The sequence below is a fragment of the Streptomyces sp. NPDC086077 genome (assembly GCF_040686175.1).
Lineage (GTDB): Bacteria > Actinomycetota > Actinomycetes > Streptomycetales > Streptomycetaceae > Streptomyces.
This window is the reverse complement of record NZ_JBFBJT010000120.1, coordinates 1-22,121: the sequence shown is the minus strand read 5'-3', so window position 1 is coordinate 22,121 and position 22,121 is coordinate 1. Positions and strand designations below refer to the sequence as shown.

The following is a 22,121-nucleotide window of genomic DNA, read 5'->3' as shown; positions in this document are numbered from 1 at the left end:
CGACCGTGGCGGAGATCGTCCTGGTTTCCGCCGTGACGACCGTGGCGGAGATCGTCCTGGTTTCCGCCGTGACGACCGTGGCGGAGATCGTCCTGGTTTCCGCCGTGACGACCGTGGCGGAGATCGTCCTGCTTTCCGTCGTGACGACCGCCGGGATGATCGTCGTGGTGACGAGCGCGGTGGTTTCCGTCGTGACGACCGCCGCGATGATCGTCGTGGTGATGACCGGGGTGGTTTCCGTCGTGACGACCGTCGGGACGACCGTCGTGGTGACGAGCGCGGTGGTTTCCGTCGTGACGACCGCCGCGATGATCGTCGTGGTGATGACCGGGGTGGATTCCGTCGCGACGACCGTCGGGACGACCGTCGTGGTGATGACCGGGGTGGTTTCCGTCGTGACGACCGCCGCGATGATCGTCGTGGTGACGAGCGCGGTGGTTTCCGTCGTGACGACCGCCGCGATGATCGTCGCGGTGATGACCGGGGTGGTTTCCGTCGTGACGACCGTCGGGACGACCGTCGTGGTGACGAGCGCGGTGGTTTCCGTCGCGACGACCGCCGCGATGATCGTCGTGGTGACGAGCGCGGTGGGTTCCGTCGTGACGACCGTCGGGACGACCGTCGTGGTGACGACCGGGGTGGGTTTCGTCGCGACGACCGTCGTGGTGACGACCGCGGTGGGTTCCGCCGCGACGACCGCCGCGATGACAGGCGGGACGACCGGCGTGACGGCGACCGGGGGGCCCATGTCCGTCGTGACGACCGACGGGACGATCGTCGGGACGACCGGCGGGAGGACCGCGACCGTGGCTTCCGGCGGGACGAGCGCGGGGACCGCGGCGACCGTGGTGGCTTCGGTCGGCGGGACGACCGGGGTGAGCGTGGCGGGTTCCGGGGGCGGGACGACCGCGGTGCGCGCGGTCCCCGTCGGGACGACCGTGGGGGCCGGGACGGTGGCTTCCGTGGGCGGGACGACCGGCACGGTGCCGGCGGCCGGTTCCGCGAGGAGCGGGAGCGGGACCGTGAGCCGATCAAGCGCCTGCCGATCCCGGAGGACGTCACCGGCGACGAGATCGACAAGGACGTGCGGCAGGAACTGCAGAGCCTGCCGAAGACGCTCGCGGAGGACGTCGCCAAGAACCTCGTCATGGTCGCGCGGCTGATCGACGAGGACCCCGAGGGGGCTTACGGCTACTCGCGGGTCGCGCTGCGGCTGGCGTCGCGCGTCGCCGCCGTACGCGAGGCGGCCGGTTTCGCGGCGTACGCGAACCAGAAGTACGCGGAGGCACTGGCCGAGTTCCGTGCCGCGCGACGGATGACGGGCAGCGTGGAACTGTGGCCCGTCATGGCCGACTGCGAGCGTGGGCTCGGGCGGCCGGAGAAGGCGCTGGACATGGCCGGGGCGCCCGAGGTGCAGAAGCTCGACAAGGCCGGGCAGGTGGAGATGCGGCTCGTCGCGGCCGGCGCCCGGCGTGACATGGAACAGCTGGACGCGGCCATCGTGACGCTGCAGAGCCCGGAGCTGGCCTCCAGCTCGGTCCAGCCGTGGACCGCGCGACTGCGCTACGCGTACGCCGACGCGCTGCTCGCGGCCGGGCGGAACGGTGAGGCCCGGGAGTGGTTCGCCAAGGCCGTGGAGGCCGACCGGGACGGCAGCACGGACGCCTCGGACCGGCTGGCCGAACTGGACGGCGTGGAGTTCGTCGACGCCCTCGACGAGACCGGGGCGGAAGACTTGGCCGAGACCGTCGAGACCGTCGAGGTCGCCGAGGTCAAGGCCGACTCGGACTTGGATGAGGACGAGAACGACGACGAGGACGACGACGACCGGGACTGACGTGCGGAAGTGACAGTGGGCGGGGCCTGATTCCAGGGTCGCGCCCACTTTCTCGTGTGTGCGTCACCTGTGCGTCAGAGGTCCAGCGTGCGCAGCACCAGGCCCGATGCCGGCTTGGGGCCGAACGACGTCGACTTGCGCGGCATGGTCACACCCTGGCGGGCGAGGTCCCGTACGACGTCCTCGTGGACCGGGTGCAGCAGGACCGCCGTACCGCCCTGCCGTTCCGCCTTGCGAACCGTGGCCGCCGCGTCGTGGATGTAGGCGATGTCGGCCGGGGAGTCCTCGGGGACGTGCCAGATGTGGTCGAGCAGGGTGGCGTGCAGGATCGTGGCGTCGAGCGTGCGCCATGCCTCGGGGCGGTCGGTGGGGACCGTGCGGGCCAGCAGGTCCGGGTCGGGACGGTCGACCAGGTGGAACGTGCCGTCGCCGGCGAGCAGGAAGGCGTTGCCGTGGGACGCGGCTTCGGCGAGGGCCGTGAGGGCTTCGGGGAGCGGGGCGTCGACGCGGCACACGCGGAAGTGGCCGTCGAGTGCGCTCAGCGCGTCGGACACCGCGAAGCCGTGCAGGAGGCGGTGGATGGCGCGGACCCGAAGGGGGTAGCGGGCGGTGTCGACCAGGAGGACCAGGCCGTAGTCCCAGGGGCTGGGCGAGGGGTGCTCGGCGCGCAGGCGGCGGTAGGTCGCCCAGCGGTGGTGGCCGTCGGCGATGAGGGCCACCTGGTGGGCGAGACCGTCCTGGACGCGGGCCACGTCGTCGGGGTCGGTGACGGACCAGAGGCGATGGCGGTAGCCGTCCTCGGTGGTGGTGGCGAGGAGCGGGGGCTTCTCCGCGGTCCGTTCCACGACCTCGGCGCAGGCCTGTCCGTCGCCGCGGTAGGTCAGCAGCAGGGGTTCGAGGTTCGCGGAGGTGGCGCGCATCAGGTCGGCGCGGTCGGCGACGATGTGCGGCATGACGTCCTCGTGCGGCAGGACCACACCGTCCGACGGATCCGAGACACGCAGGGCGCCGATGATGCCGCGCTGCAGGATGCCGTCGCCGTCGCGCTGTTCGTAGACGTAGAGGCCGGGCTCGGCGTCGGCGGTCAGCACGCCCTCGGCGAGCCAGTGGTGCAGGGTGTCGGCGGCCTGGGCGTTGCGCGCGGTCGGGGTCGCGGCCTCGGGGAGGATCAGCCGGACGATGTTGTGCGGGTCCGCGGATTGCAGGTGGTGCACGCCGTCCGGGCGTACGACGACGTCGTAGGGAGGGGACGTCACGGCCGCCAGGCTGCCGACCCGGTCGGGGTCGTAGCGAAGGCCTCGGAACGGGGTGAGTTCCAGGCCTCGGCGCGTCGTTGCTTCCGGGTGACCTGCTGTGTTCATCTCGGCATCGTACGTGTGCCCCGGGTGTCGGTGGCATGGGGCATGATCGGGGAAAAGCCGGTGGACCGAGGAGCGGTGCGGAATGAGCCAGCAGGTCAGGACCAGGCCCGAGGGCAGCGACCGGGCGCTGAGCGAGGCGTACGACACGGCGCTGCTCGACCTCGACGGGGTGGTGTACGCGGGCGGCGTGGCGATCGCGCACGCGGTCGACTCGCTCCGCGCGGCTGCCGCGGGCGGCATGCACCTGGCGTACGTCACGAACAACGCGTTGCGGACGCCGGACGCCGTGGCCGCACACCTGACGGAGCTCGGGATACCGGCACAGGCCGGTGACGTCATCACCTCGGCGCAGGCGGTCGCGCGGCTGATCGCCGAGGAGGTGCCCGCGGGGGCGCGGGTGCTGGTCGTCGGCGGCGAGGGGCTGCGGGTCGCGCTGCGGGAGCGGGGACTTGAACCGGTGGAGTCCGCGGACGACGATCCGGTGGCCGTCGTACAGGGGTACGGCGGGCCGGAGTTGCCGTGGGGGCGGTTCGCCGAGGCGTGTTATGCGATCGCGCGCGGGGTGCCGTGGTTCGCGTCGAACACGGACCTGACGATTCCCAGCGCACGCGGTATCGCGCCGGGCAACGGGGCGGCGGTGGAGGTGGTGCGGATCGCGACCGGTGCCGAGCCGCGGGTGGCGGGCAAGCCGCTGCCGCCGATGCACCGGGAGACGATCCTGCGCACGGGCGCGCAGCGGCCGCTGGTGGTGGGGGACCGGCTGGACACGGACATCGAGGGCGCGTTCAACGGCGGCGTCGATTCGCTGCTGGTGCTGACCGGCGTGACCGACGGACCGCAGCTGCTGGCGGCGCCGCCGCGGCATCGGCCGACGTATGTCGACGCGGATCTGCGGGGGATGCTCACCGGGCAGCCGGAGGTCGTCGAGGCCGGTGCGGGCTTCCGGTGCGGTGGCTGGACGGCGACAGCCGGGGAGAATCGACTGGAACTGGACGGCGAGGGGGAGGCCCTGGACGGGTTGCGGGCGCTGTGCGCGGCTGCCTGGACGGCGGCCGGAGAAGGGGTTTGTGAGCTGGACGCGGGGAAGGCGCTGACACGGCTGGCGCCGTAGCGGCCTCGCCCGCGCCGGGGTGGGGGGCCTGAGCCGAGCAGGATCTTGATCCGATGCGAGGGTAGGCTAACCTAACTGCGTGTTGGTCGAGAGCCCTCCTGAACAGCGCGCGGACGCAGTCTCCGCGCCCCCGACCCGCCGGGCGGCACGTGCCTTCGGCCTTCTCCTCGCCGTGTTGATCATGGTGCTTGTCGCGTTGACGAGCATCGCGGTCGGCGCGAAGGATCTGTCCCTCGCGGAGGTCTGGCACGGCCTGTTCCAGGATTCGGGGACATACGGCGACGTCGTGGTCGGCGAGCGGTTGTCCCGGACCCTGCTCGGGCTGCTCGCCGGTGCCGCCCTCGGCCTGTCCGGAGCGGTGCTCCAGGCGCTCACCCGCAACCCGCTGGCCGACCCCGGCCTCCTCGGCATCAACGCGGGCGCGTCCGCGGCGGTCGTCACCGCCATCACCTTCTTCGGCGTCACCAGCCTCAGCGGCTACGTGTGGTTCGCGTTCTTCGGCTCGGCCGTGGTCGGCGCGCTGGTGTGGTTCCTCGGCGGCAGCCGGGGCGCGACTCCGGTACGGCTCGCGCTCGCGGGCACGGCGATCAGCGCCGCGCTCTACGGCTACCTCCAGGCCCTGATGATCCTGGACGACGCCGCGCTGGACCGGATGCGCTTCTGGACGGTCGGTTCGCTGAGCGCGGCGACGGACCACACGATCACGCAGGTGCTGCCGTTCCTGGTGGCCGGCTCGCTCCTCGCGCTCGTGCTCGCCCGCCCGTTGAACGCGATGGCCATGGGCGACGACACCGCCAAGGCCCTCGGCGCCAACCTCAACCGCACCCGGGCGCTGTCCATGCTCGCCGCCACCGTGCTGTGCGGAGCGGCGACCGCGGCCTGCGGGCCGATCATGTTCGTCGGGCTGATGGTGCCGCACGTCGTGCGGTCCTTCACCGGGCCCGACCTGCGCTGGATCCTGCCGTACGCGGCCGTCCTGTCGCCCGTGCTGCTGCTCGGCGCCGACGTGCTCGGCCGGATCGTCGCGCGGCCCGCGGAACTCCAGGTCGGCATCGTGACCGCGATCCTCGGCGGCCCGGTCTTCATCTTTCTCGTACGACGGCGGAGGACGGCCCAGCTGTGACCACCAACCGTGCCAACCGTGCCGTACGGACGCCGGGCGGGCTGTCCGTGCGCCTGGACGTCCGGGCCCTTGTCGTCGTCGTCCTGCTGCTGCTCGCCGCGCTGGCCGCGAGCGTGGTGCTGATCGGCACCGGCGACTTCCCGATCTCGGCGGGCGACGTGCTGAAGACGCTGGTCGGCGACGGGAACCCCGGGCAGGAGTTCATCGTCACCGAGCTGCGGCTGCCGCGGGTCCTGGTGGGGCTGCTGGTCGGCGCCTCGCTGGGGCTCGGCGGCGCCCTGTTCCAGTCCATCTCCCGCAACCCGCTGGGCAGTCCGGACGTACTCGGCCTCGGGCAGGGAGCGACGGCCGGGGCGCTCGTGGTGATCGTGCTGTTCTCCGGCAGCGCGGGCGCGGTCACCCTCGGGGCGCTCGTGGGCGGCCTCGTGACCGGGCTCGCCATCTACGCGCTGGCGTGGAAGCAGGGCGTCCACGGCTACCGGCTGGTGCTGGTCGGCATCGGTGTCTCCGCCGTCGTCACCGCCGTCAACGGCTATCTGCTGACCAAGGCCGACCTCGTCGACGCGGCCCGGGCCGTCGTCTGGATGACCGGTTCGCTCAGCGGCCGTGACTGGGCGCAGGTCTGGCCGCTGCTCGCGCTGTGCGCCGTCCTCGTACCGCTCGTCCTCGCCAACGCGCGCGGGCTGCGGATGCTGGAGATGGGCGACGACGTGTCGTACTCCCTGGGGGTGCGCGTCGAGCGGGTACGGATGCTGCTGCTGGTGGCCGCGGTGCTGCTGACCGCCGCCGCCACCGCCGCCGCCGGTCCCGTCAGCTTCGTGGCGCTCACCGCGCCGCAGCTGGCCCGCCGGCTGACCCGCTCGCCCGGTCCGAACCTGCTTCCGTCGCTGTGCATGGGCGCGGCCCTGCTGGTCACCGCCGACTGGGTCTCACAGCGCGTCTTCGGTGCCGACCAGCTGCCCGTGGGGGTGGTCACCGCTGTGCTCGGCGGCGCCTACCTGCTGTGGCTGCTGGTCGCCGAGCGCAGGGCGGGGCGGATATGAGCACCCCCGCCCACCCGAACATCCAAAGGAGCACCGTGAACCGCCTGTCCGCCGAGAACGTCACCCTCGCCTACGACCAGCGCGTCATCGCCGAGCGGCTGTCGGTGGAGATACCCGACAACTCGTTCACCGTGATCGTCGGTCCGAACGCCTGCGGCAAGTCGACGCTGCTGCGCGCGCTGTCGCGGATGCTCAGGCCGAACGAGGGCCGGGTGCTGCTGGACGGCCAGGTCATCCAGTCGATGCCGGCCAAGAAGGTCGCCCGCACTCTCGGTCTGCTGCCCCAGTCGTCGATCGCGCCCGACGGGATCACGGTCGGCGACCTGGTGGGCCGCGGGCGGTATCCGCACCAGGGGATCCTGCGGCAGTGGTCGGCCGAGGACGAGCGGGTCGTGCGGGAGTCCATGGCGCAGACCGGCGTCGCCGAGCTCGCCGATCGCTATGTCGACGAGTTGTCCGGTGGTCAGCGGCAGCGGGTGTGGATCGCGATGGCGCTGGCCCAGCAGACGCCGTTGCTGCTGCTGGACGAGCCGACGACGTTCCTGGACATCCAGCACCAGATCGACGTGCTGGACCTGTGCGCCGAGTTGCACGAGGAGCAGGGGCGGACGCTCGTCGCGGTCCTGCACGACCTCAACCACGCCGCCCGGTACGCCACGCACCTCATCGCGCTGCGCGGCGGCTCGGTGATCGCCCAGGGGGCGCCGGGCGACATCGTCACCGCGGATCTCGTGGAGGAGGTCTTCGGGCTGCGCTGCCAGGTCATCGACGACCCGGAGACGGATACGCCCCTGGTGGTGCCGGCGGCGCGCAAGGCGCGTGCCGACGTCAGGAAGGTCGCGGCTACAGAAGCTTCCTGAGGCGGAACAGGTCCAGCAGACCCGCCTCCAGCTTCACCCGGCCCGAGCCCCAGGCCTTCGCGAAGTGCAGCTCGCCGTCCACGAGGGCCACCAGGTCGTCGCCGCTCAGGGCGAGCCGCAGTTCCGCCTTCTCGCGCGGCGGCCCCTGGAGCGTCTCGCGCACCGTGATCCGGCCGTCCTGGAGGCGGCCGGCGAAGGTGACGTCCAGGTCGGTGATGTGGCAGCTCACCGAGCGGTCCAGGGCGGCGGCGGCGCGGACGTCGCCCTCGGAGCCCTGGATGTTCTCCGAGAGCTGTTCGAGCGCGGCGCGGCATTCCTCGATCGTTGCCATCGCCGTCGACGGTACCGCAGGGCCACGAGGTAGCGTCGGGGCATGAACGACGCGGTTCCCCAGACGCAGGCCCCCCAGGAGGCCGCGCTGCCCGATCACGACCCCGCCGCGCCGGCCCCGCTCGGCGTGCCCCGCACCTCCACGGGCGACGCCGAGGTGGACGCCCGGCTGGAGCGGCTGGCCGACGCCGACCACCTGAGCACCGACGGACACGTCGAGGTGTACGAGGATGTACACAGGGGGCTGCGCGACGCGCTCACCGCGCTCGACGCCCGCCCGGGACCTCCGGCGCCCCCTTCGACGTACCGACAGGGGAGCTGAACCGAACGTGGCAGGAGTCGCACGCCGCCGTCTCGACGCGGAGCTGGTCCGCCGGAAGCTCGCGCGCTCGCGCGAGCACGCCAGCCAGCTGATCGCCGCCGGGCGGGTCAGCGTCGGCAGGACGGTCGCGACCAAGCCGGCCACCCAGGTGGAGACCGCGGCGGCGATCGTCGTCACGGCGCACGAGGGCGATCCCGAGTACGTCTCCCGGGGCGGGCACAAGCTCGCCGGCGCCCTGGAGGTCTTCGTGCCGCAGGGGCTGGCCGTCGAGGGCCGGCGGGCGCTGGACGCGGGGGCCTCCACCGGCGGATTCACCGATGTGCTGCTGCGGGCGGGGGCCGCGCAGGTCGTCGCCGTCGACGTCGGGTACGGACAACTCGCCTGGACTCTCCGCAACGATGAACGCGTCACCGTCAAGGACCGTACGAACGTAAGGGAGTTGACGCTTGAAGCGATCGATGGGGAGCCTGTGGATCTTGTCGTGGGGGATCTGTCCTTCATCCCGCTCGGGCTGGTCCTGCCCGCCCTCGTGCGCTGTGCGCGACCGGACGCCGATCTGGTGATGATGGTCAAGCCGCAGTTCGAGGTGGGCAAGGAACGGCTGGGCAGCGGGGGAGTGGTGCGGAGCTCGCAGCTGCGGGCCGAGGCCGTGTGCGGGGTGGCCGAGCGGGCCGGGGAGCTGGGGCTCGGGGTGAAGGGCGTGACGGCCAGCCCGTTGCCCGGGCCCTCGGGGAATGTCGAGTACTTTCTGTGGCTTCGGGCCGGGGCTCCCCGACTGGACCCGGCCGACGTCGACCGTGCAGTTGCGGAGGGGCCGCGTTGACAGCGAACCGAGCTCGTACTGTTTTTCTGCTCGCCCACACCGGACGGCCCGCGGCCGTGCGCAGCGCCGAGCTGGTGGTCAAGGGACTCCTGCGGTCCGGGATCGGTGTGCGGGTGCTGGAGGCGGAGGCGCCCGACCTGCCGCTGCCCGAAGAGGTGCAGCTGGTCAAGGAGGCGACACCGCAGTGCCTCGACGGGTGTGAGCTGCTGATCGTGCTCGGCGGGGACGGGACGCTGTTGCGCGGGGCGGAGTTCGCGCGGGCGTCCGGGGTGCCGATGCTCGGCGTCAACCTCGGGCGGGTCGGATTCCTCGCCGAGGCCGAGCGCGACGACCTCGACAAGGTCGTCGACCGGGTGGTGACGCGGGCGTACGAGGTCGAGGAGCGGATGACGGTCGACGTCGTCGTGCACAGCAACGGCGACATCGTGCACACCGACTGGGCGCTGAACGAGGCGGCGGTGCAGAAGGCCGGCGCCGAAAAGCTGCTGGAGGTCGTCCTGGAGATCGACGGGCGGCCGGTGACCGGGTTCGGGTGCGACGGGATCGTGCTGTCGACGCCCACCGGGTCGACCGCGTACGCGTTCTCCGCGGGCGGGCCCGTGGTGTGGCCCGAGGTGGAGGCGCTGCTGATGGTGCCGATCTCCGCTCACGCGCTGTTCGCCAAGCCGCTCGTGACCTCCCCGGACTCCGTGCTGGCCGTGGAGGTCCTGCCGCACATCCCTCCGGGGGTGCTGTGGTGCGACGGCCGGCGGACGGTGGAGTTGCCGCCCGGGGCGCGTGTGGAGGTGCGGCGCGGGGCCGTGCCGGTGCGGCTGGCCCGGTTGCACCATGCCTCGTTCACGGATCGGCTCGTCGCGAAGTTCGCGTTGCCGGTTTCCGGGTGGCGGGGAGCTCCCCACTAGCGATTCGCCGTACGGCGGTGTGCACTCGGGTGAGTGACAAAGGGGACCGGCGTCGCGCCGACCCGCCCCGACCTCGTATGGTCGTGTCCGTGTTGGAGGAGATGCGGATACGGTCGCTCGGGGTCATCGACGATGCCGTCGTCGAGCTGTCGCCGGGGTTCACCGCCGTCACCGGTGAGACGGGTGCGGGCAAGACCATGGTGGTCACCAGCCTGGGGCTGCTGCTCGGTGGCAGGGCGGATCCGGCGCTCGTGCGGATCGGCGCCGACAAGGCGGTCGTGGAGGGGCGGATCACCGTGCCCGCCGACGCCACGGTCGCCGTACGCGCGGAGGAGGCCGGGGCCGAGCTGGACGACGGGGCCCTGCTGATCAGCCGTACCGTTTCCGCCGAGGGGCGGTCCCGGGCGCATGTCGGCGGGCGGTCCGTGCCCGTGGGGGTGCTGGCCGAGCTCGCCGACGAACTGGTGGCCGTGCACGGGCAGACCGACCAGCAGGGGCTGCTGAAGCTCACGCGGCAGCGGCAGGCGCTCGACCGGTACGCCGGTGAGGCGGTGGCCGGGCCGCTGGACAAGTACTCCGGGGCCTACCGGCGGCTGCGGGCGGTCTCCGCCGAGCTTGACGAGATCACCACGCGCGCGCGTGAGCGGGCCCAGGAAGCCGACATGCTGCGGTACGGGCTCGACGAGATCGCCGCCGTGGAGCCGCGGGCCGGGGAGGACGTCGAGCTGGCCGAGGAGGCCGAGCGGCTCGGGCACGCGGAGGCGCTCGCGTCCGCCGCCACGGCCGGGCACGGCGCGCTCGCCGGCAACCCCGAGGACCCCGAGGGCGTCGACGCCTCGACGCTCGTCGCGGGGGCGCACCGGGCCCTGGAGGCCGTACGGTCGCACGACCCCGCGCTGGCCGCGCTCGCCGACCGGATCGGGGAGATCGGCATCCTGCTCGGCGACGTGGCGGGTGAGCTGGCGGGGTACGCCGACGATCTGGACGCCGATCCGCTGCGGCTGGCGGCGGTCGAGGAACGGCGGGCCGCGCTGACCGCGCTGACCCGGAAGTACGGCGAGGACGTCGACACCGTGCTCGCCTGGGCCGAGCGGAGCGCCGTACGGCTCACCGAGCTCGACGGCGACGACGAGCGGATCGGGGAGCTGACCGCCGAGCGGGACGCGCTGCGGGCCGAACTGGGTGGGCTGGCGCAGGCGTTGACGGACGCGCGGACCGAGGCGGCCGAGCGGTTCGCGGCGGCCGTGACCGCGGAGCTGGCGTCGCTCGCCATGCCGCACGCGCGCGTCTCGTTCGCGATCCGGCAGACCGAGGACCCGGAGGGCGTCGAGGTCGGTGGCCGTCCGGTGGCGTACGGGCCGTCGGGTGCCGACGAGGTCGAGCTGCTGCTGGCGCCCCACCCGGGTGCGCCGCCCCGGCCGATCGCCAAGGGCGCGTCCGGGGGTGAGCTGTCGCGCGTGATGCTCGCCGTGGAGGTCGTGTTCGCCGGGACGGATCCGGTGCCGACGTACCTCTTCGACGAGGTGGACGCCGGTGTGGGTGGCAAGGCCGCGGTGGAGATCGGGCGGCGGCTGGCCCGGCTGGCGAAGACCGCGCAGGTGGTCGTGGTGACGCACCTGCCGCAGGTGGCCGCGTTCGCCGACCGGCAGTTGCTGGTCGAGAAGACGAACGACGGCTCGGTGACCCGGTCCGGCGTGAAGGTGCTCGAGGGCGAGGAGCGGATCCGGGAGCTGTCCCGGATGCTGGCAGGCCAGGAGGACTCGGAGACGGCCCGGGCGCACGCGGAGGAACTGCTGGCGACGGCGCGGGCGGACGGGTAGCGCGTCGCCACGCCGCCGCACGGCGGGATCACCTCGGAGGTCACTCGGGTGAGTGATGCGGAGCGGCGCGTTGCCCCGGCGTGTGGGAGCGTGTGATCTCCGGCGTTGCCGGAACGGCCGTCCGTCCTGGCATCCTTGAGCGTGTACGCGGAGGACGTCGCGCGGTACACCCGCTCCGCGGCGCCTTCTGTACGTTTCTCCGAGACCGGCGTGACCGCCGTGACCGTCCCCGCCGAACCCAGGAGCCCGGGCCACGTGACCCCCGCGAGCAGCCACTCTCCGCACGGCCGGTCGACGCTGCGCACCGTGCAGGTGCTGGGCGGAGGCAACGCCGGCAGCAGCGCGCACGTGCGCTCGCTGGCCGCGGGGCTCGTCGCACGGGGCGTGCGGGTCACGGTGTGCGCCCCCGTCGAGGCGGATCGCTCCTACGACTTCAGCGGGGCCGGCGCCGAGCACATCCACGTGCCGCGCAGCAGCGACCCGGGGTCGGTGGCGGCACTGCGAGCCGCATGCACGGGAGCCGACCTGGTGCACGCGCACGGACTGCACGCCTCCTTCCGGGCCGCGCTCGCCCTGTCCGGACGGCACACCCCACTGATTGTCACCTGGCACAGCCACGCCCACGCCGAGGGGGCGCGCGCTGCCTTCCTGCGGATGCTGGAACGCCAGGTGGTGCGGGCGGCCGCCGTGGTGCTCGGCACCACCTCCGACCTCGTCGACCGGGCGCGGAAGGCGGGCGCGCGGGACGCACGGCTCGCCGCCGTCGCCCTGCCCGGCCGCCGCACTCCCGTCGAGACCGACGAGCCCGACCCCACGAGCCCGAAGGTCCGCGCCGAACTCGGCGCCATCGGACGCCCTTTGCTGATGGCCGTCGGCTCCCTCGACCCCCAGCGTGGCTACGACGTCCTGCTCGACGCCGCCCGCGCCTGGCGGGGGCTCGATCCGGTGCCGCTGGTCGCCATCGCGGGGGAGGGGCCGTTGCGGGCGGTGCTGCAACGCCGGATCGAGGACGAGGAGCTGCCGGTGCGGCTCATCGGCCGGCGCGAGGACGTGCGCGAGCTGCTCGCCGCCGCCGATCTGGCGTTGCTGCCGAGTCGCTCGGAGTCGCGGTCCGTGCTGGCGCAGGAGGCCCTGCACGCGCGCGTGCCGCTGGTCGCCACGTCCGTCGGCGGCGTCCCCGAACTCGTCGGCGACGCGGCCGAACTCGTCCCCGCCGGGGACGCGGCGGCCTTCGCCGACGCCGTCGTGCGGCTGCTGGACGATCCCGAGCAGCGGGAGCTGCTCCAGGAGAAGGGCCTGCGGCAGGCGGCGACCTGGCCGACCGAGGACGAGACGGTCGCCCAAGTGCTCAGCGTCTACGACGAGTTGACGCAGCCCCGGCCGCTGATCTGACCCGCGCCCCGGAATCGCCGGTACCCGACCGCCGGTTCGGGACCGCCGGCCTATCCGGTCGCCCCGCTCTGCCCGGTGTGCCGGCGGGCCCGCAGCGCGAGGCTCAACGCCAGCACCGTCTGCGGGTCGTCGAGGTCGGTGCCCAGCAACTCACCGATACGGGCGAGGCGGTTGTAGAGCGTCTGGCGGTTGAGGTGCAGTTCGCGGGCCGTCTCGGCCTTGCGTCCCGCGTGCGCGAGGTAGGTCTCCAGGGTCGGCAGCAGCGGCGGCCTGGCGCGGCTGTCGTGGTCCCGGACCGGCCCGATCGCCCGCTCCACGAAGGCGGCCAGGTCAGGATGGTCGCGCAGCCGCCACAGCAGCAGGTCGATGTCCAGGCGCCGGGCGTCGTACCAGGGCCGGTCCATGAGCCCCTGCGCGGCGGTCGCCGTCTCCGCCGCGTGCCGCAGCCCCGCCGAGGCCGCCGCCCAGCCGCCGGCCACCCCGACGACCACCACGGGCGGCTGTGCCCCCGGACGCTGCATCCCGGCCCGCTCCACCCCGGCCCGCAGCGCCGCCGCGACCCGGTCGGCGACCGCCGAGCGCTCCGACTCCGAGCGCAGGCCGAGCAGCACCAGGACGCGGCCCTCCACCGGCCGTACGCCGAGCAGGACCGGTACGCCCACCGAGGCCAGCTCCTCCGAGACCGCGCGCGCCAGCACCGCCCAGCCGCCGCCCGGGGACAGTGCGTCGCCCAGCCGCATCACCACCGGCAGCAGTGGGCTGCCGCCCGGCTTGAAGCCCAGCACACGCGCCTGGGCCGGAGCGTCCTCGGCGGCGATCCGGCTCTGGGCGAGGTCGGTCAGGAAGTCGCCGCGCCCGCGCGCGGCCAGCTCCTCCTCCTGACGGGCCTGCATCAGCACCACCGCCAGGATGCCCGCGGTCCGCTCGGCGGCGATGCGGTGCACCGGCACCAGCGGCGCGCGCACCGGCAGCAGCACCAGCCTCGCCCGCACCGAGCCCGTCCCGGAGCCGGTCCCCACCGTCGTCGCGGTGCTCGCCCCCGGCGCCGTGCCCGGGCCGCCCCCCGGAACGTCCACCAGCACCGACCCGGCCGGCGGGGCGTCCTTGTGCTGGCCGCGCAACCCCTCCCAGACCTGGAGCGGTTCCGCCCCCTCGGGCCCGGCCCCGGCGGCGTAGAGGAGCTGGCCGTCGGTGGTCTCCAGGAAGACCGGATTGCCGCTGAAGTCGGCCAGGATGCACAGGACCTGCGGGACGCCGCCGCCGCCCAGCAGCGCCTCGGTGCAGCGGCGGTGCACCTCCTCGGCGCGCTGGAGCAGCGCGTAGTGCCCGTTGACGATCTCGGTGTGGATCTCCTCCGTGACGGTCACGAACGGCACCTCGCGGTGCAGTTGGACCAACGGCAGCCCGGCCGTGCGGGCCGTCTCGACGAGTGCCGAGGGCAGCCGCGTGAAGCGCGGGCCGAGCTCGACGACCAGGGCGGCGATACCACGCTCGGCCAGGGTGCGGACGAACGCGCGCTGCTCCGCCGGGCGGGTGCCGAGGCCGTAGCCCGTGGTCAGCAGCAGTTCGCCGCCCTTCAGCAGCGAGGCGATGTTAGGCACCTCGCCCGCGTGCACCCAGCGCACGGTCCGCTGCAGCCGCTCCGCGCCCGCGAGCACCTCGGGTAGCCCGCTGCGCAGGCCGGGCAGCTCCAGTGCCCGCTGAACGGTGATCCCGGCGCCCGTGCTGTCGAATCGGCTGTCCATGCAGCGGACGCTACCCGCGCGCACGTTCCGGCGACATCTCCGGGCGGTCACGGGAACGATCACCGGGACGTCCACCGGATCACCGGCCGGACGCGTCCTGCCTCCGCGAGGACCGAACAGGCCTACACCGGCTTGACGTTGTGGTTGAAGCGGAAGACGTTGTCCGGGTCGAAGCGCCGTTTGACCACGCCCAGGCGCCACATGTTCCGCGGGCCGAGCCCGGCCCGTACGCGGTCCCGTCCCTCGTCGCCGACGAAGTCGGGGTGGACCGCCCCGGTGCTCCACGGCCGGACGGCGGCGCGGACGTCCCGGGCCCAGGCCGTGCACCGCTCGTCGTCCGCCGGGTCCGCCCAGCTGCCGCAGGGGTGCACGACCCAGGCCGCCTCGCGGTACGGCACCGGGTGGTCGGCCGGGGCGTCCGCCACCGCGCCGCCCAGCGGGAACAGCGTGTTCCGGGTGCCCGTCGCCGTCGGCAGGGAGTCCGCGAGGGCGCAGAAGACGTCCACGAAGCCGTCCGGCGCGCCGGACAGGCACTCCGCCGACCCGTGGGCGCGCAGGCCGGGCGGCTGGTCGAACAGGCGCTGGGCGTCGGCGTACGGCATCGTGGCGAGGGTCTGTGACGCGTGCGGCAGCGCCAGCAGCGGCTGGGCCAGCTTGCGCAGGTCCTCCTCGGGTCCCGCGTACGTCAGCAGCACGCGGCACAGCGGCCCGCCGGCGAGCGACGGCGCGGCGAACCCGGCCGGCGGGCCGTACCGGCAGACGACGGCGCCGCTCGCCTCCAGCGGGGCGTGGTCGATCACCTCCCGGTAGGTGCGGATCGCCTCGCCGGCGTGTTCCGGGAGGTACAGCAGCAGGGCGAGGGAGAACTCCGGCACTTCGTACAGCTTGAGCGTGAGGGCGGTGGCGACGCCGAAGTTGCCGCCGCCGCCGTGCAGGGCCCAGAACAGCTCCGGGTTCTCGTCGGCGCTCGCGTGGATCCGGTCGCCGTTCGCGGTGACCAGCTCGACGCCGAGCAGGTTGTCGGCGGCGAGGCCGCAGGAGCGCTCCAGCCAGCCGCTGCCGCCGCCCAGGACGAAGCCGGCGACGCCGGTGCCGGAGTCCCGGGCGCCCGTGGTGGCCAGGCCGTACGGCTGGGTCGCCCGGTCCAGCAGGCCCGTCGTGGCGCCCCCCTCGACGCGGACCGCCTCGGAGGCGGGGTCGACGGTCACGCCCCGCATCCGGCGCAGGTCGACGACGAGACCGGAGTCGTTGGTGCCCATGCCGCCGACGCTGTGTCCGCCGCCGCGCACCGCGATGTTGAGGTCGAGCTCCCGGCCGAACCGTACCGCCCGGACCACGTCGGCGGCGTGCGCGCACCGCGCGATCACCGCGGGGCGCCGGTCGACCCTGGCGTTGAAGACGGCCCGGGCCTCGTCGTAGCCCGGGTCCCACGGGGCGAACACCTCGCCGTCGAGATCCTCGCGGAGCTCGACCAGGGCTGTGTGGGCCTTGGAGGACATGGCCGCCCTCTTCCCGGAAAGGGGTCACGTGCGCTTCCAGCCTAGGCGGGCTCAGCCCTCGGGGCCGCTCCCGGCGGCCCTGAGGGCTGCTGCTCGGGCAGCTCAGCCGCCGTAGGCCCCCGAGGCGGTCAGCCGCAGGGCGGTGTCGATCAGCGGGACGTGGCTGAAGGCCTGCGGGAAGTTGCCGACCTGACGCTGGAGGCGGGGGTCCCACTCCTCGGCGAGCAGGCCGAGGTCGTTGCGCAGCGACAGGAGCCTCTCGAACAGCTTGCGGGCCTCGTCGACCCGGCCGATCATCGCGAGGTCGTCCGCCATCCAGAACGAGCAGGCGAGGAAGGCGCCCTCGTCACCGGGGAGGCCGTCGACGCCGGCGTCCTCGCCGGAGGTCGGGTAGCGCAGGATGAAGCCGTCCGTCGTGGAGAGTTCGCGCTGGATGGCCTCGATGGTGCCGATGACCCGCTTGTCGTCCGGCGGCAGGAAGCCCATCTGCGGGATCAGCAGCAGCGACGCGTCCAGCTCCTTGGAGCCGTACGACTGTGTGAAGGTGTTGCGCTCCTTGTCGTAGCCCTTCTCGCACACGTCCCGGTGGATGTCGTCGCGCAGCTCGCGCCAGCGCTCCAGCGGGCCGTCCGCGTCGCCGGACTCCAGCAGCTTGATCGTGCGGTCGACGGCGACCCAGGCCATGACCTTGGAGTGCACGAAGTGGCGGCGCGGGCCGCGCACCTCCCAGATGCCCTCGTCCGGCTCGTGCCAGTGGTCCTCCAGGTAGCGGATCAGCTTGAGCTGGAGCAGCGAGGCGTAGTCACTGCGGGCCAGGCCGGTCATGTGGGCCAGGTGCAGGGCCTCGGTGACCTCGCCGTACACGTCGAGCTGGAGCTGGTGGGCGGCGCCGTTGCCGACCCGGACGGGGGCCGAGTTCTCGTAGCCGGGCAGCCAGTCCAGCTCCGCCTCGCCCAGCTCGCGCTCACCGGCGATGCCGTACATGATCTGCAGGTTCTCCGGGTCGCCGGCGACCGCGCGCAGCAGCCACTCGCGCCAGGCGCGGGCCTCCTCGCGGTAGCCCGTGCGCAGCAGCGAGGAGAGGGTGATCGCGGCGTCGCGGAGCCAGGTGTAGCGGTAGTCCCAGTTGCGCACGCCCCCGATCTCCTCGGGGAGCGAGGTCGTGGGCGCGGCGACGATGCCGCCCGTGGGCGCGTACGTCAGCGCCTTCAGCGTGATCAGCGAGCGGATCACCGCCTCGCGGTACGGGCCGTGGTACGTGCAGTGCTCCACCCACTCCCGCCAGAAGTCCTCCGTCGCCTCCAGCGACTGCTCGGGCTCCGGCAGGGGCGGCGGCTCACGGTGCGAGGCCTGCCACGAGATGGTGAACGCGATCCGGTCACCGGGCGCGACCGTGAAGTCCGCGTACGTGGTCAGCGCCTTGCCGTAGGTCTCGGCGGAGGTGTCGAACCACACGGAGTCCGGGCCCGCCACGGCGACCGTGCGGCCGTCGTGCTTGTGCACCCACGGGACGATCCGGCCGTAGGAGAACCGCATCCGCAGCGCCGAACGCATCGGCACCCGGCCCGAGACTCCCTCCACGATCCGGATCAGCTGCGGGGCCCCGTCACGAGGCGGCATGAAATCGGTCACGCGGACCGTGCCGCGGGGGGTGTCCCACTCGGATTCCAGGATCAGCGAGTCACCGCGGTAGGAACGCCGGGCGGCGGTAGGCGGCTCGGCGTCGGCCGCGTGCGCCGGGCCGATCCGCCAGAAACCGTGTTCCTCCGTGCCCAGCAGACCGGCGAAGATGGCATGCGAGTCGAAGCGGGGCAGGCACAGCCAGTCGACTGTGCCGTTCCGGCAGACCAGGGCAGCGGTCTGCATGTCTCCGATGAGTGCGTAGTCTTCGATGCGCCCGGCCACGTGCAACTCCAGTCGAACGGCCACGTAGCCCCATGACGGGGCTTTCGCTATGTGCGGTCAAGGGGGTCGTTGTAATGCGTCGTCGAGCTGTGAAGTAAAACCGCCGCTGTGCCCGTAGGCAAACGACCGTCGTCGCTCAACGATCTGACGAGCTCATGTTCTTCCGGTGCTTACGGGCGGGGGTGGTGCCGTGTCGCCGGCGGGCTCGGCAGCGAGTGTCCGAGCAGGATACGACGCACGTAGATGATCTGCGTGCCGCTCCGGGCAACGTACATGCGCCGAACGAGTGAGCACAGGGTGAGAATCAGGTGAGCGGTACGCGTACGTGGCGAGCCGTGCGCGGAGGGTGGCCGGGCGCCATCGGGTCGAGGCGCTGATACCCTGGTAGCCCGTGGACCGGTGGGCTCGAAACCCCCGAACCGCAGCGACGGCACCCCCGGCAAAGCCCGGCACGGCAGCCGCCCCGCACCCCCAGACCGAGACCACGGGAGCCTCCTCTTGCCCATGACGCCCAAATCTTCGACGACCAAGCACATCTTCGTCACCGGGGGTGTCGCCTCCTCTCTCGGCAAGGGCCTGACCGCGTCCAGCCTGGGAATGCTGCTCAAGGCCCGGGGCCTGCGCGTCGTGATGCAGAAGCTCGACCCGTACATCAACGTCGACCCGGGCACGATGAACCCCTTCCAGCACGGTGAGGTGTTCGTCACCAACGACGGCGCCGAGACCGACCTGGACATCGGCCACTACGAGCGCTTCCTGGACCGCGACCTCGACGGAACCGCCAACGTCACCACTGGCCAGGTCTACTCCACGGTGATCGCCAAGGAGCGGCGCGGCGAGTACCTGGGCGACACCGTGCAGGTCATCCCGCACATCACCAACGAGATCAAGCACCGCATCCGCCGCATGGCCACCGACGACGTGGACGTCGTCATCACCGAGGTCGGCGGCACGGTCGGCGACATCGAGTCGCTGCCGTTCCTGGAGACCGTCCGCCAGGTCCGCCACGAGGTCGGCCGGGACAACGTCTTCGTGGTGCACATCTCGCTGCTGCCGTACATCGGCCCCTCCGGCGAGCTGAAGACCAAGCCCACCCAGCACTCGGTCGCCGCCCTGCGCAACATCGGTATCCAGCCGGACGCCATCGTGCTGCGCTGCGACCGCGAGGTGCCGACCGCGATCAAGCGCAAGATCTCGCTGATGTGCGACGTCGACGAGGACGCCGTCGTGGCCTGCCCCGACGCGCCGTCGATCTACGACATCCCCAAGGTCGTGCACTCCGAGGGCCTCGACGCCTACGCCGTCCGCCGCCTCGACCTGCCGTTCCGGGACGTCGACTGGACGACGTGGGACGACCTGCTCGACCGCGTCCACAACCCGGACCACGAGATCACCCTCGCGCTGGTCGGCAAGTACATCGACCTGCCCGACGCCTACCTCTCGGTCACCGAGGCGCTGCGCGCGGGCGGCTTCGCCAACAAGACCCGCGTGAAGATCAAGTGGGTCACCTCCGACGACTGCCGGACCCCGTCCGGCGCCGAGGCGCAGCTGTCCGACGTGGACGCCATCTGCATCCCGGGCGGCTTCGGCGACCGCGGTGTCTCCGGCAAGGTCGGCGCCATCCAGTACGCCCGCGAGAACCGGATCCCGCTGCTCGGCCTCTGCCTCGGCCTGCAGTGCATCGTGATCGACGCCGCGCGCAACCTGGCCGGCATCGCCGACGCCAACTCCACCGAGTTCGACCCGGCAACCGCCCACCCGGTCATCTCCACCATGGCCGAGCAGCTCGACATCGTCGCGGGCGAGGGCGACATGGGCGGCACGATGCGCCTGGGCATGTACCCGGCGAAGCTGGCCGAGGGCTCCATCGTGCGTGAGGTGTACGACGGCAAGGAGTACGTCGAGGAGCGGCACCGGCACCGCTACGAGGTGAACAACGCCTACCGCTCGGAGCTGGAGAAGAAGGCCGGCATCCTCTTCTCGGGCACCTCCCCCGACGGCAAGCTCGTCGAGTACGTGGAGTACCCGCGCGAGGTCCACCCCTACCTGGTCGCCACCCAGGCGCACCCGGAGCTGCGCTCCCGGCCGACGCGTCCGCACCCGCTGTTCGCCGGCCTGGTGAAGGCCGCGGTCGAGCGGAAGATCTCTAAGTAGCACACCGGTTGTACGGTTGCCGGGGTGCGGGGCCTCGAAGGCGAGCACCCCGGCGTGGCTCCCGCACGCCGGTGGCACGTCGGGAAGGACAGGGCATGACGATCAAGGACACCCACCAGGAGTGGGAGATCCGGGCGACACAGACCCCCTTCGTGGGCAACAAGACCTCGGTCCGCACGGACGACGTGGTCATGCCCGACGGCACGGTCGTGCGCCGCGACTACCAGGTCCACCCCGGCTCCGTCGCGATCCTCGCCCTGGACGACGCCGGCCGGGTGCTGGTGCTGCGCCAGTACCGCCACCCCGTGCGCCAGAAGCTGTGGGAGATCCCGGCGGGCCTGCTCGACGTGCCCGGCGAGAACCCGCTGCACGCCGCCCAGCGCGAGCTGTACGAGGAGGCGCACGTCAAGGCCGAGGACTGGCGGGTGCTGACCGACGTCTACACCACGCCCGGCGGCTGCGACGAGGCCGTGCGCATCTTCCTCGCCCGCGAACTGTCCGAGGCGCAGGGCGAGCGCTTCACGGCGGAGGACGAGGAGATCGACCTGGAGCTGGCGCGGGTCCCGGTCGAGGAGCTGGTCCGGGGTGTCCTGGCCGGCGAGCTGCACAACAACTGCCTGGTCGTGGGCGTCCTTTCGCTGGTCGCAGCGGAGCGCGGCGACGGGCTCGACGCGCTGCGCCCGGCGGAGGCGCCGTGGCCGGCGCGCCCCTTCAAGGTCTGAGCCGCCGCATGCCGCACCTGATGTCCTCCGGTGTGACGATCGCCTGATCCGATCGGGGGACGTCCCCGCCGTGCTCCACCGGGTTCGTCGCAGAGCGTGAACTAGGCTCGGGAACGCCCGAACCGGAGTCCCGGCGGGCTTTTGCGCGTGCGGTGGGACGGGAGTGTGGCCCGTGACGGATCAGGCGGTGGACCGAGACGGCGTGCAGGTGTCGGGCACGTCTGCGCAGAGCCAGTTCCTGGGCCGCACACGGGAGTTGAAGGAGCTACGGGCCGACATCGAGCGTGCCGGACTGGACACCCTCTCCGGCCGCAAGGCCCCCCGCGCGCGCGTGCTGCTGATCGCGGGCCGGCCCGGCTCCGGCCGCACCGCCCTCGCCGAGGAGCTGGTCCGGCAGGTCGCGGCCCGTTACCCCGACGGCGTGCTGCGCGCCCGGCTCAGCGAACCCGACGGCACCGCCGTGCCGACGGCCCGCACCGCGGGGGACCTGCTCACCGCCCTGGACCTGCCGACCCCGCCCGGAGCCGCCGACGACGACCTCGCGGCGGCGCTCCGCGAGGCCCTGACCGGCCGCCGGGTGCTGCTCCTGCTGGACGACGCGGCCGACGCCGAGCAGGTCGACGCCCTGCTGCCGGACACCCCGGACTGCCTGGTCGTCGCCGTCGCCCGGGGCCCCCTGACCGGCATCTCCGACGTCCGCCCGTGCACCCTCGGCGGCCTCGACACCAAGTCCGCCGTCGAACTGCTGTCCCGGCACATCGGCTCCGTCCGGATCACCGTCGACCCGCGGGCGGCGGAGGGGCTGGTCGAGGCGTGCCAGGCCCAGCCCGCCGCGTTGATCCTGGCCGGTGGCTGGCTCGCTGCCCGGCCCCAGGCGGCCGTCGCCGACCTCACCAAGCAGCTGCACGCCGCGGGCGACGACGGCACGCCCCTCAGCCGGGTCTTCCGGCTCGTGCACTCCTCGCTGCCGGGCAGCGCCGCCCGCATCCTGCGTCTGCTGTCGCTGGCCCCCGCGGGCCGTATCGACCAGCACACGGCGTCCGCGCTCGCCGGCTGCTCGGTCAGCGGCGCCCGGCACACCCTGGACGACTTCGCCGGCTTCGGCCTGCTGCGCAGGATCGACTCGCCGCTGCCGGAGTACGAGGTGCCCGGGTGTCTGCACCCACTGCTGC

The 22,121-nt window shown here is 72.9% G+C and carries 18 protein-coding genes and 1 pseudogene; 13 read left to right on the top strand and 6 right to left on the bottom strand.

Translation table 11 applies throughout. The features are described from left to right. Positions 1–982: pseudogene (locus AB0O67_RS27915) on the bottom strand (hypothetical protein); the annotation flags it as partial. A 57-nt stretch (positions 983–1,039) separates the two neighbouring features. Between AB0O67_RS27915 and AB0O67_RS27910 the strand changes: the two are divergent. Further along, a complete protein-coding gene (locus tag AB0O67_RS27910; RefSeq protein WP_365455582.1) occupies positions 1,040–1,837 on the top strand; it encodes a hypothetical protein in 798 nt (265 codons plus the stop codon). A gap of 74 nt (positions 1,838–1,911) precedes the next feature. Here the strand turns inward: AB0O67_RS27910 and AB0O67_RS27905 are convergent, their stop codons facing one another. Beyond that, a complete protein-coding gene (locus AB0O67_RS27905) occupies positions 1,912–3,198 on the bottom strand; it encodes a DUF1015 domain-containing protein (RefSeq protein ID WP_365455570.1) in 1,287 nt (428 codons plus the stop codon). Positions 3,199–3,280: 82 nt separating this feature from the next. On the opposite strand from AB0O67_RS27905, the gene AB0O67_RS27900 reads away from it, so the two are divergent. The 4 genes from AB0O67_RS27900 (at position 3,281) to AB0O67_RS27885 (ending at position 7,335) form a co-directional block, all read left to right on the top strand. After that, positions 3,281–4,309 (top strand): HAD hydrolase-like protein, encoded by a 1,029-nt coding sequence (locus AB0O67_RS27900; RefSeq protein WP_365455567.1) that lies wholly within the window; start codon positions 3,281–3,283, stop codon positions 4,307–4,309. Positions 4,310–4,388: 79 nt separating this feature from the next. Continuing rightward, positions 4,389–5,432 (top strand): iron chelate uptake ABC transporter family permease subunit, encoded by a 1,044-nt coding sequence (locus AB0O67_RS27895; protein ID WP_365455564.1) that lies wholly within the window; start codon positions 4,389–4,391, stop codon positions 5,430–5,432. Beyond that, the gene (locus tag AB0O67_RS27890) at positions 5,429–6,475 is read left to right on the top strand and encodes an iron chelate uptake ABC transporter family permease subunit (RefSeq protein WP_365455561.1); all 1,047 of its coding nucleotides are present in this window, start codon (positions 5,429–5,431) and stop codon (positions 6,473–6,475) included. The genes AB0O67_RS27895 and AB0O67_RS27890 overlap by 4 nt, the downstream gene beginning before the upstream one ends. Beyond that, positions 6,472–7,335, top strand: coding sequence for an ABC transporter ATP-binding protein (locus tag AB0O67_RS27885; protein ID WP_365455558.1), 864 nt, complete (start codon positions 6,472–6,474; stop codon positions 7,333–7,335). Before AB0O67_RS27890 ends, AB0O67_RS27885 begins: the two co-directional genes overlap by 4 nt. On the opposite strand, the gene AB0O67_RS27880 is transcribed toward AB0O67_RS27885, so the two are convergent. Continuing rightward, entirely contained in the window at positions 7,319–7,666 is a 348-nt protein-coding gene (locus AB0O67_RS27880) for an SCP2 sterol-binding domain-containing protein (protein WP_365455555.1), read from the bottom strand. The genes AB0O67_RS27885 and AB0O67_RS27880 overlap by 17 nt on opposite strands. Positions 7,667–7,708: 42 nt before the next feature. Between AB0O67_RS27880 and AB0O67_RS27875 the strand changes: the two genes are divergently transcribed. The 5 genes from AB0O67_RS27875 to AB0O67_RS27855 all read left to right on the top strand — a co-directional run bounded on the left by AB0O67_RS27875 (position 7,709) and on the right by AB0O67_RS27855 (position 12,924). Beyond that, on the top strand, positions 7,709–7,987 hold the full coding sequence (locus AB0O67_RS27875; RefSeq protein WP_365455550.1) for a hypothetical protein: 279 nt from the start codon (positions 7,709–7,711) through the stop codon (positions 7,985–7,987). 7 nt (positions 7,988–7,994) lie between these two features. After that, positions 7,995–8,810, top strand: a complete 816-nt coding sequence (locus AB0O67_RS27870; protein ID WP_365455547.1) for a TlyA family RNA methyltransferase — start codon at positions 7,995–7,997, stop codon at positions 8,808–8,810. After that, a complete protein-coding gene (locus tag AB0O67_RS27865) occupies positions 8,807–9,712 on the top strand; it encodes an NAD kinase (RefSeq protein ID WP_365455544.1) in 906 nt (301 codons plus the stop codon). Before AB0O67_RS27870 ends, AB0O67_RS27865 begins: the two co-directional genes overlap by 4 nt. Positions 9,713–9,789: 77 nt before the next feature. After that, positions 9,790–11,532, top strand: coding sequence for a DNA repair protein RecN (gene recN, locus AB0O67_RS27860; protein ID WP_365455541.1), 1,743 nt, complete (start codon positions 9,790–9,792; stop codon positions 11,530–11,532). Positions 11,533–11,787: 255 nt separating this feature from the next. Next, on the top strand, positions 11,788–12,924 hold the full coding sequence (locus AB0O67_RS27855) for a glycosyltransferase family 4 protein (RefSeq protein WP_365455579.1): 1,137 nt from the start codon (positions 11,788–11,790) through the stop codon (positions 12,922–12,924). A gap of 50 nt (positions 12,925–12,974) precedes the next feature. Here AB0O67_RS27855 and AB0O67_RS27850 read toward each other — a convergent pair whose 3' ends face one another. The 3 genes from AB0O67_RS27850 to AB0O67_RS27840 all read right to left on the bottom strand — a co-directional run bounded on the left by AB0O67_RS27850 (position 12,975) and on the right by AB0O67_RS27840 (position 18,073). Further along, the gene (locus tag AB0O67_RS27850) at positions 12,975–14,669 is read right to left on the bottom strand and encodes a PucR family transcriptional regulator (protein ID WP_365455538.1); all 1,695 of its coding nucleotides are present in this window, start codon (positions 14,667–14,669) and stop codon (positions 12,975–12,977) included. Between the two features lie 122 nt (positions 14,670–14,791). Then, a complete protein-coding gene (locus AB0O67_RS27845) occupies positions 14,792–16,168 on the bottom strand; it encodes an FAD-binding oxidoreductase (protein WP_365455535.1) in 1,377 nt (458 codons plus the stop codon). A 102-nt stretch (positions 16,169–16,270) separates the two neighbouring features. After that, positions 16,271–18,073, bottom strand: a complete 1,803-nt coding sequence (locus AB0O67_RS27840) for a glycoside hydrolase family 15 protein (protein ID WP_365455576.1) — start codon at positions 18,071–18,073, stop codon at positions 16,271–16,273. Positions 18,074–18,577: 504 nt separating this feature from the next. Here AB0O67_RS27840 and AB0O67_RS27835 point away from each other — a divergent pair. From AB0O67_RS27835 to AB0O67_RS27825, 3 genes are all read left to right on the top strand, one after another. Next, on the top strand, positions 18,578–20,227 hold the full coding sequence (locus tag AB0O67_RS27835; RefSeq protein ID WP_365455532.1) for a CTP synthase: 1,650 nt from the start codon (positions 18,578–18,580) through the stop codon (positions 20,225–20,227). A gap of 95 nt (positions 20,228–20,322) precedes the next feature. After that, positions 20,323–20,949, top strand: a complete 627-nt coding sequence (locus AB0O67_RS27830) for an NUDIX hydrolase (RefSeq protein WP_365455529.1) — start codon at positions 20,323–20,325, stop codon at positions 20,947–20,949. A gap of 172 nt (positions 20,950–21,121) precedes the next feature. Beyond that, positions 21,122–22,121: NB-ARC domain-containing protein (locus AB0O67_RS27825; protein ID WP_365455526.1), on the top strand; the 1,000-nt coding region annotated here is incomplete at its 3' end.

Coding starts and splice junctions, on each gene's coding strand:
- AB0O67_RS27875 (WP_365455550.1), top strand. CDS start 7,709: ATGAACGACGCGGTTCCCCAGACGCAGGCCCCCCAGGAGGCCGCGCTG.
- AB0O67_RS27830 (WP_365455529.1), top strand. CDS start 20,323: ATGACGATCAAGGACACCCACCAGGAGTGGGAGATCCGGGCGACACAG.
- AB0O67_RS27900 (WP_365455567.1), top strand. CDS start 3,281: ATGAGCCAGCAGGTCAGGACCAGGCCCGAGGGCAGCGACCGGGCGCTG.
- AB0O67_RS27850 (WP_365455538.1), bottom strand. CDS start 14,669: ATGGACAGCCGATTCGACAGCACGGGCGCCGGGATCACCGTTCAGCGG.
- AB0O67_RS27845 (WP_365455535.1), bottom strand. CDS start 16,168: ATGTCCTCCAAGGCCCACACAGCCCTGGTCGAGCTCCGCGAGGATCTC.
- AB0O67_RS27905 (WP_365455570.1), bottom strand. CDS start 3,198: ATGAACACAGCAGGTCACCCGGAAGCAACGACGCGCCGAGGCCTGGAA.
- AB0O67_RS27885 (WP_365455558.1), top strand. CDS start 6,472: ATGAGCACCCCCGCCCACCCGAACATCCAAAGGAGCACCGTGAACCGC.
- recN (WP_365455541.1), top strand. CDS start 9,790: ATGGTCGTGTCCGTGTTGGAGGAGATGCGGATACGGTCGCTCGGGGTC.
- AB0O67_RS27880 (WP_365455555.1), bottom strand. CDS start 7,666: ATGGCAACGATCGAGGAATGCCGCGCCGCGCTCGAACAGCTCTCGGAG.
- AB0O67_RS27835 (WP_365455532.1), top strand. CDS start 18,578: ATGACGCCCAAATCTTCGACGACCAAGCACATCTTCGTCACCGGGGGT.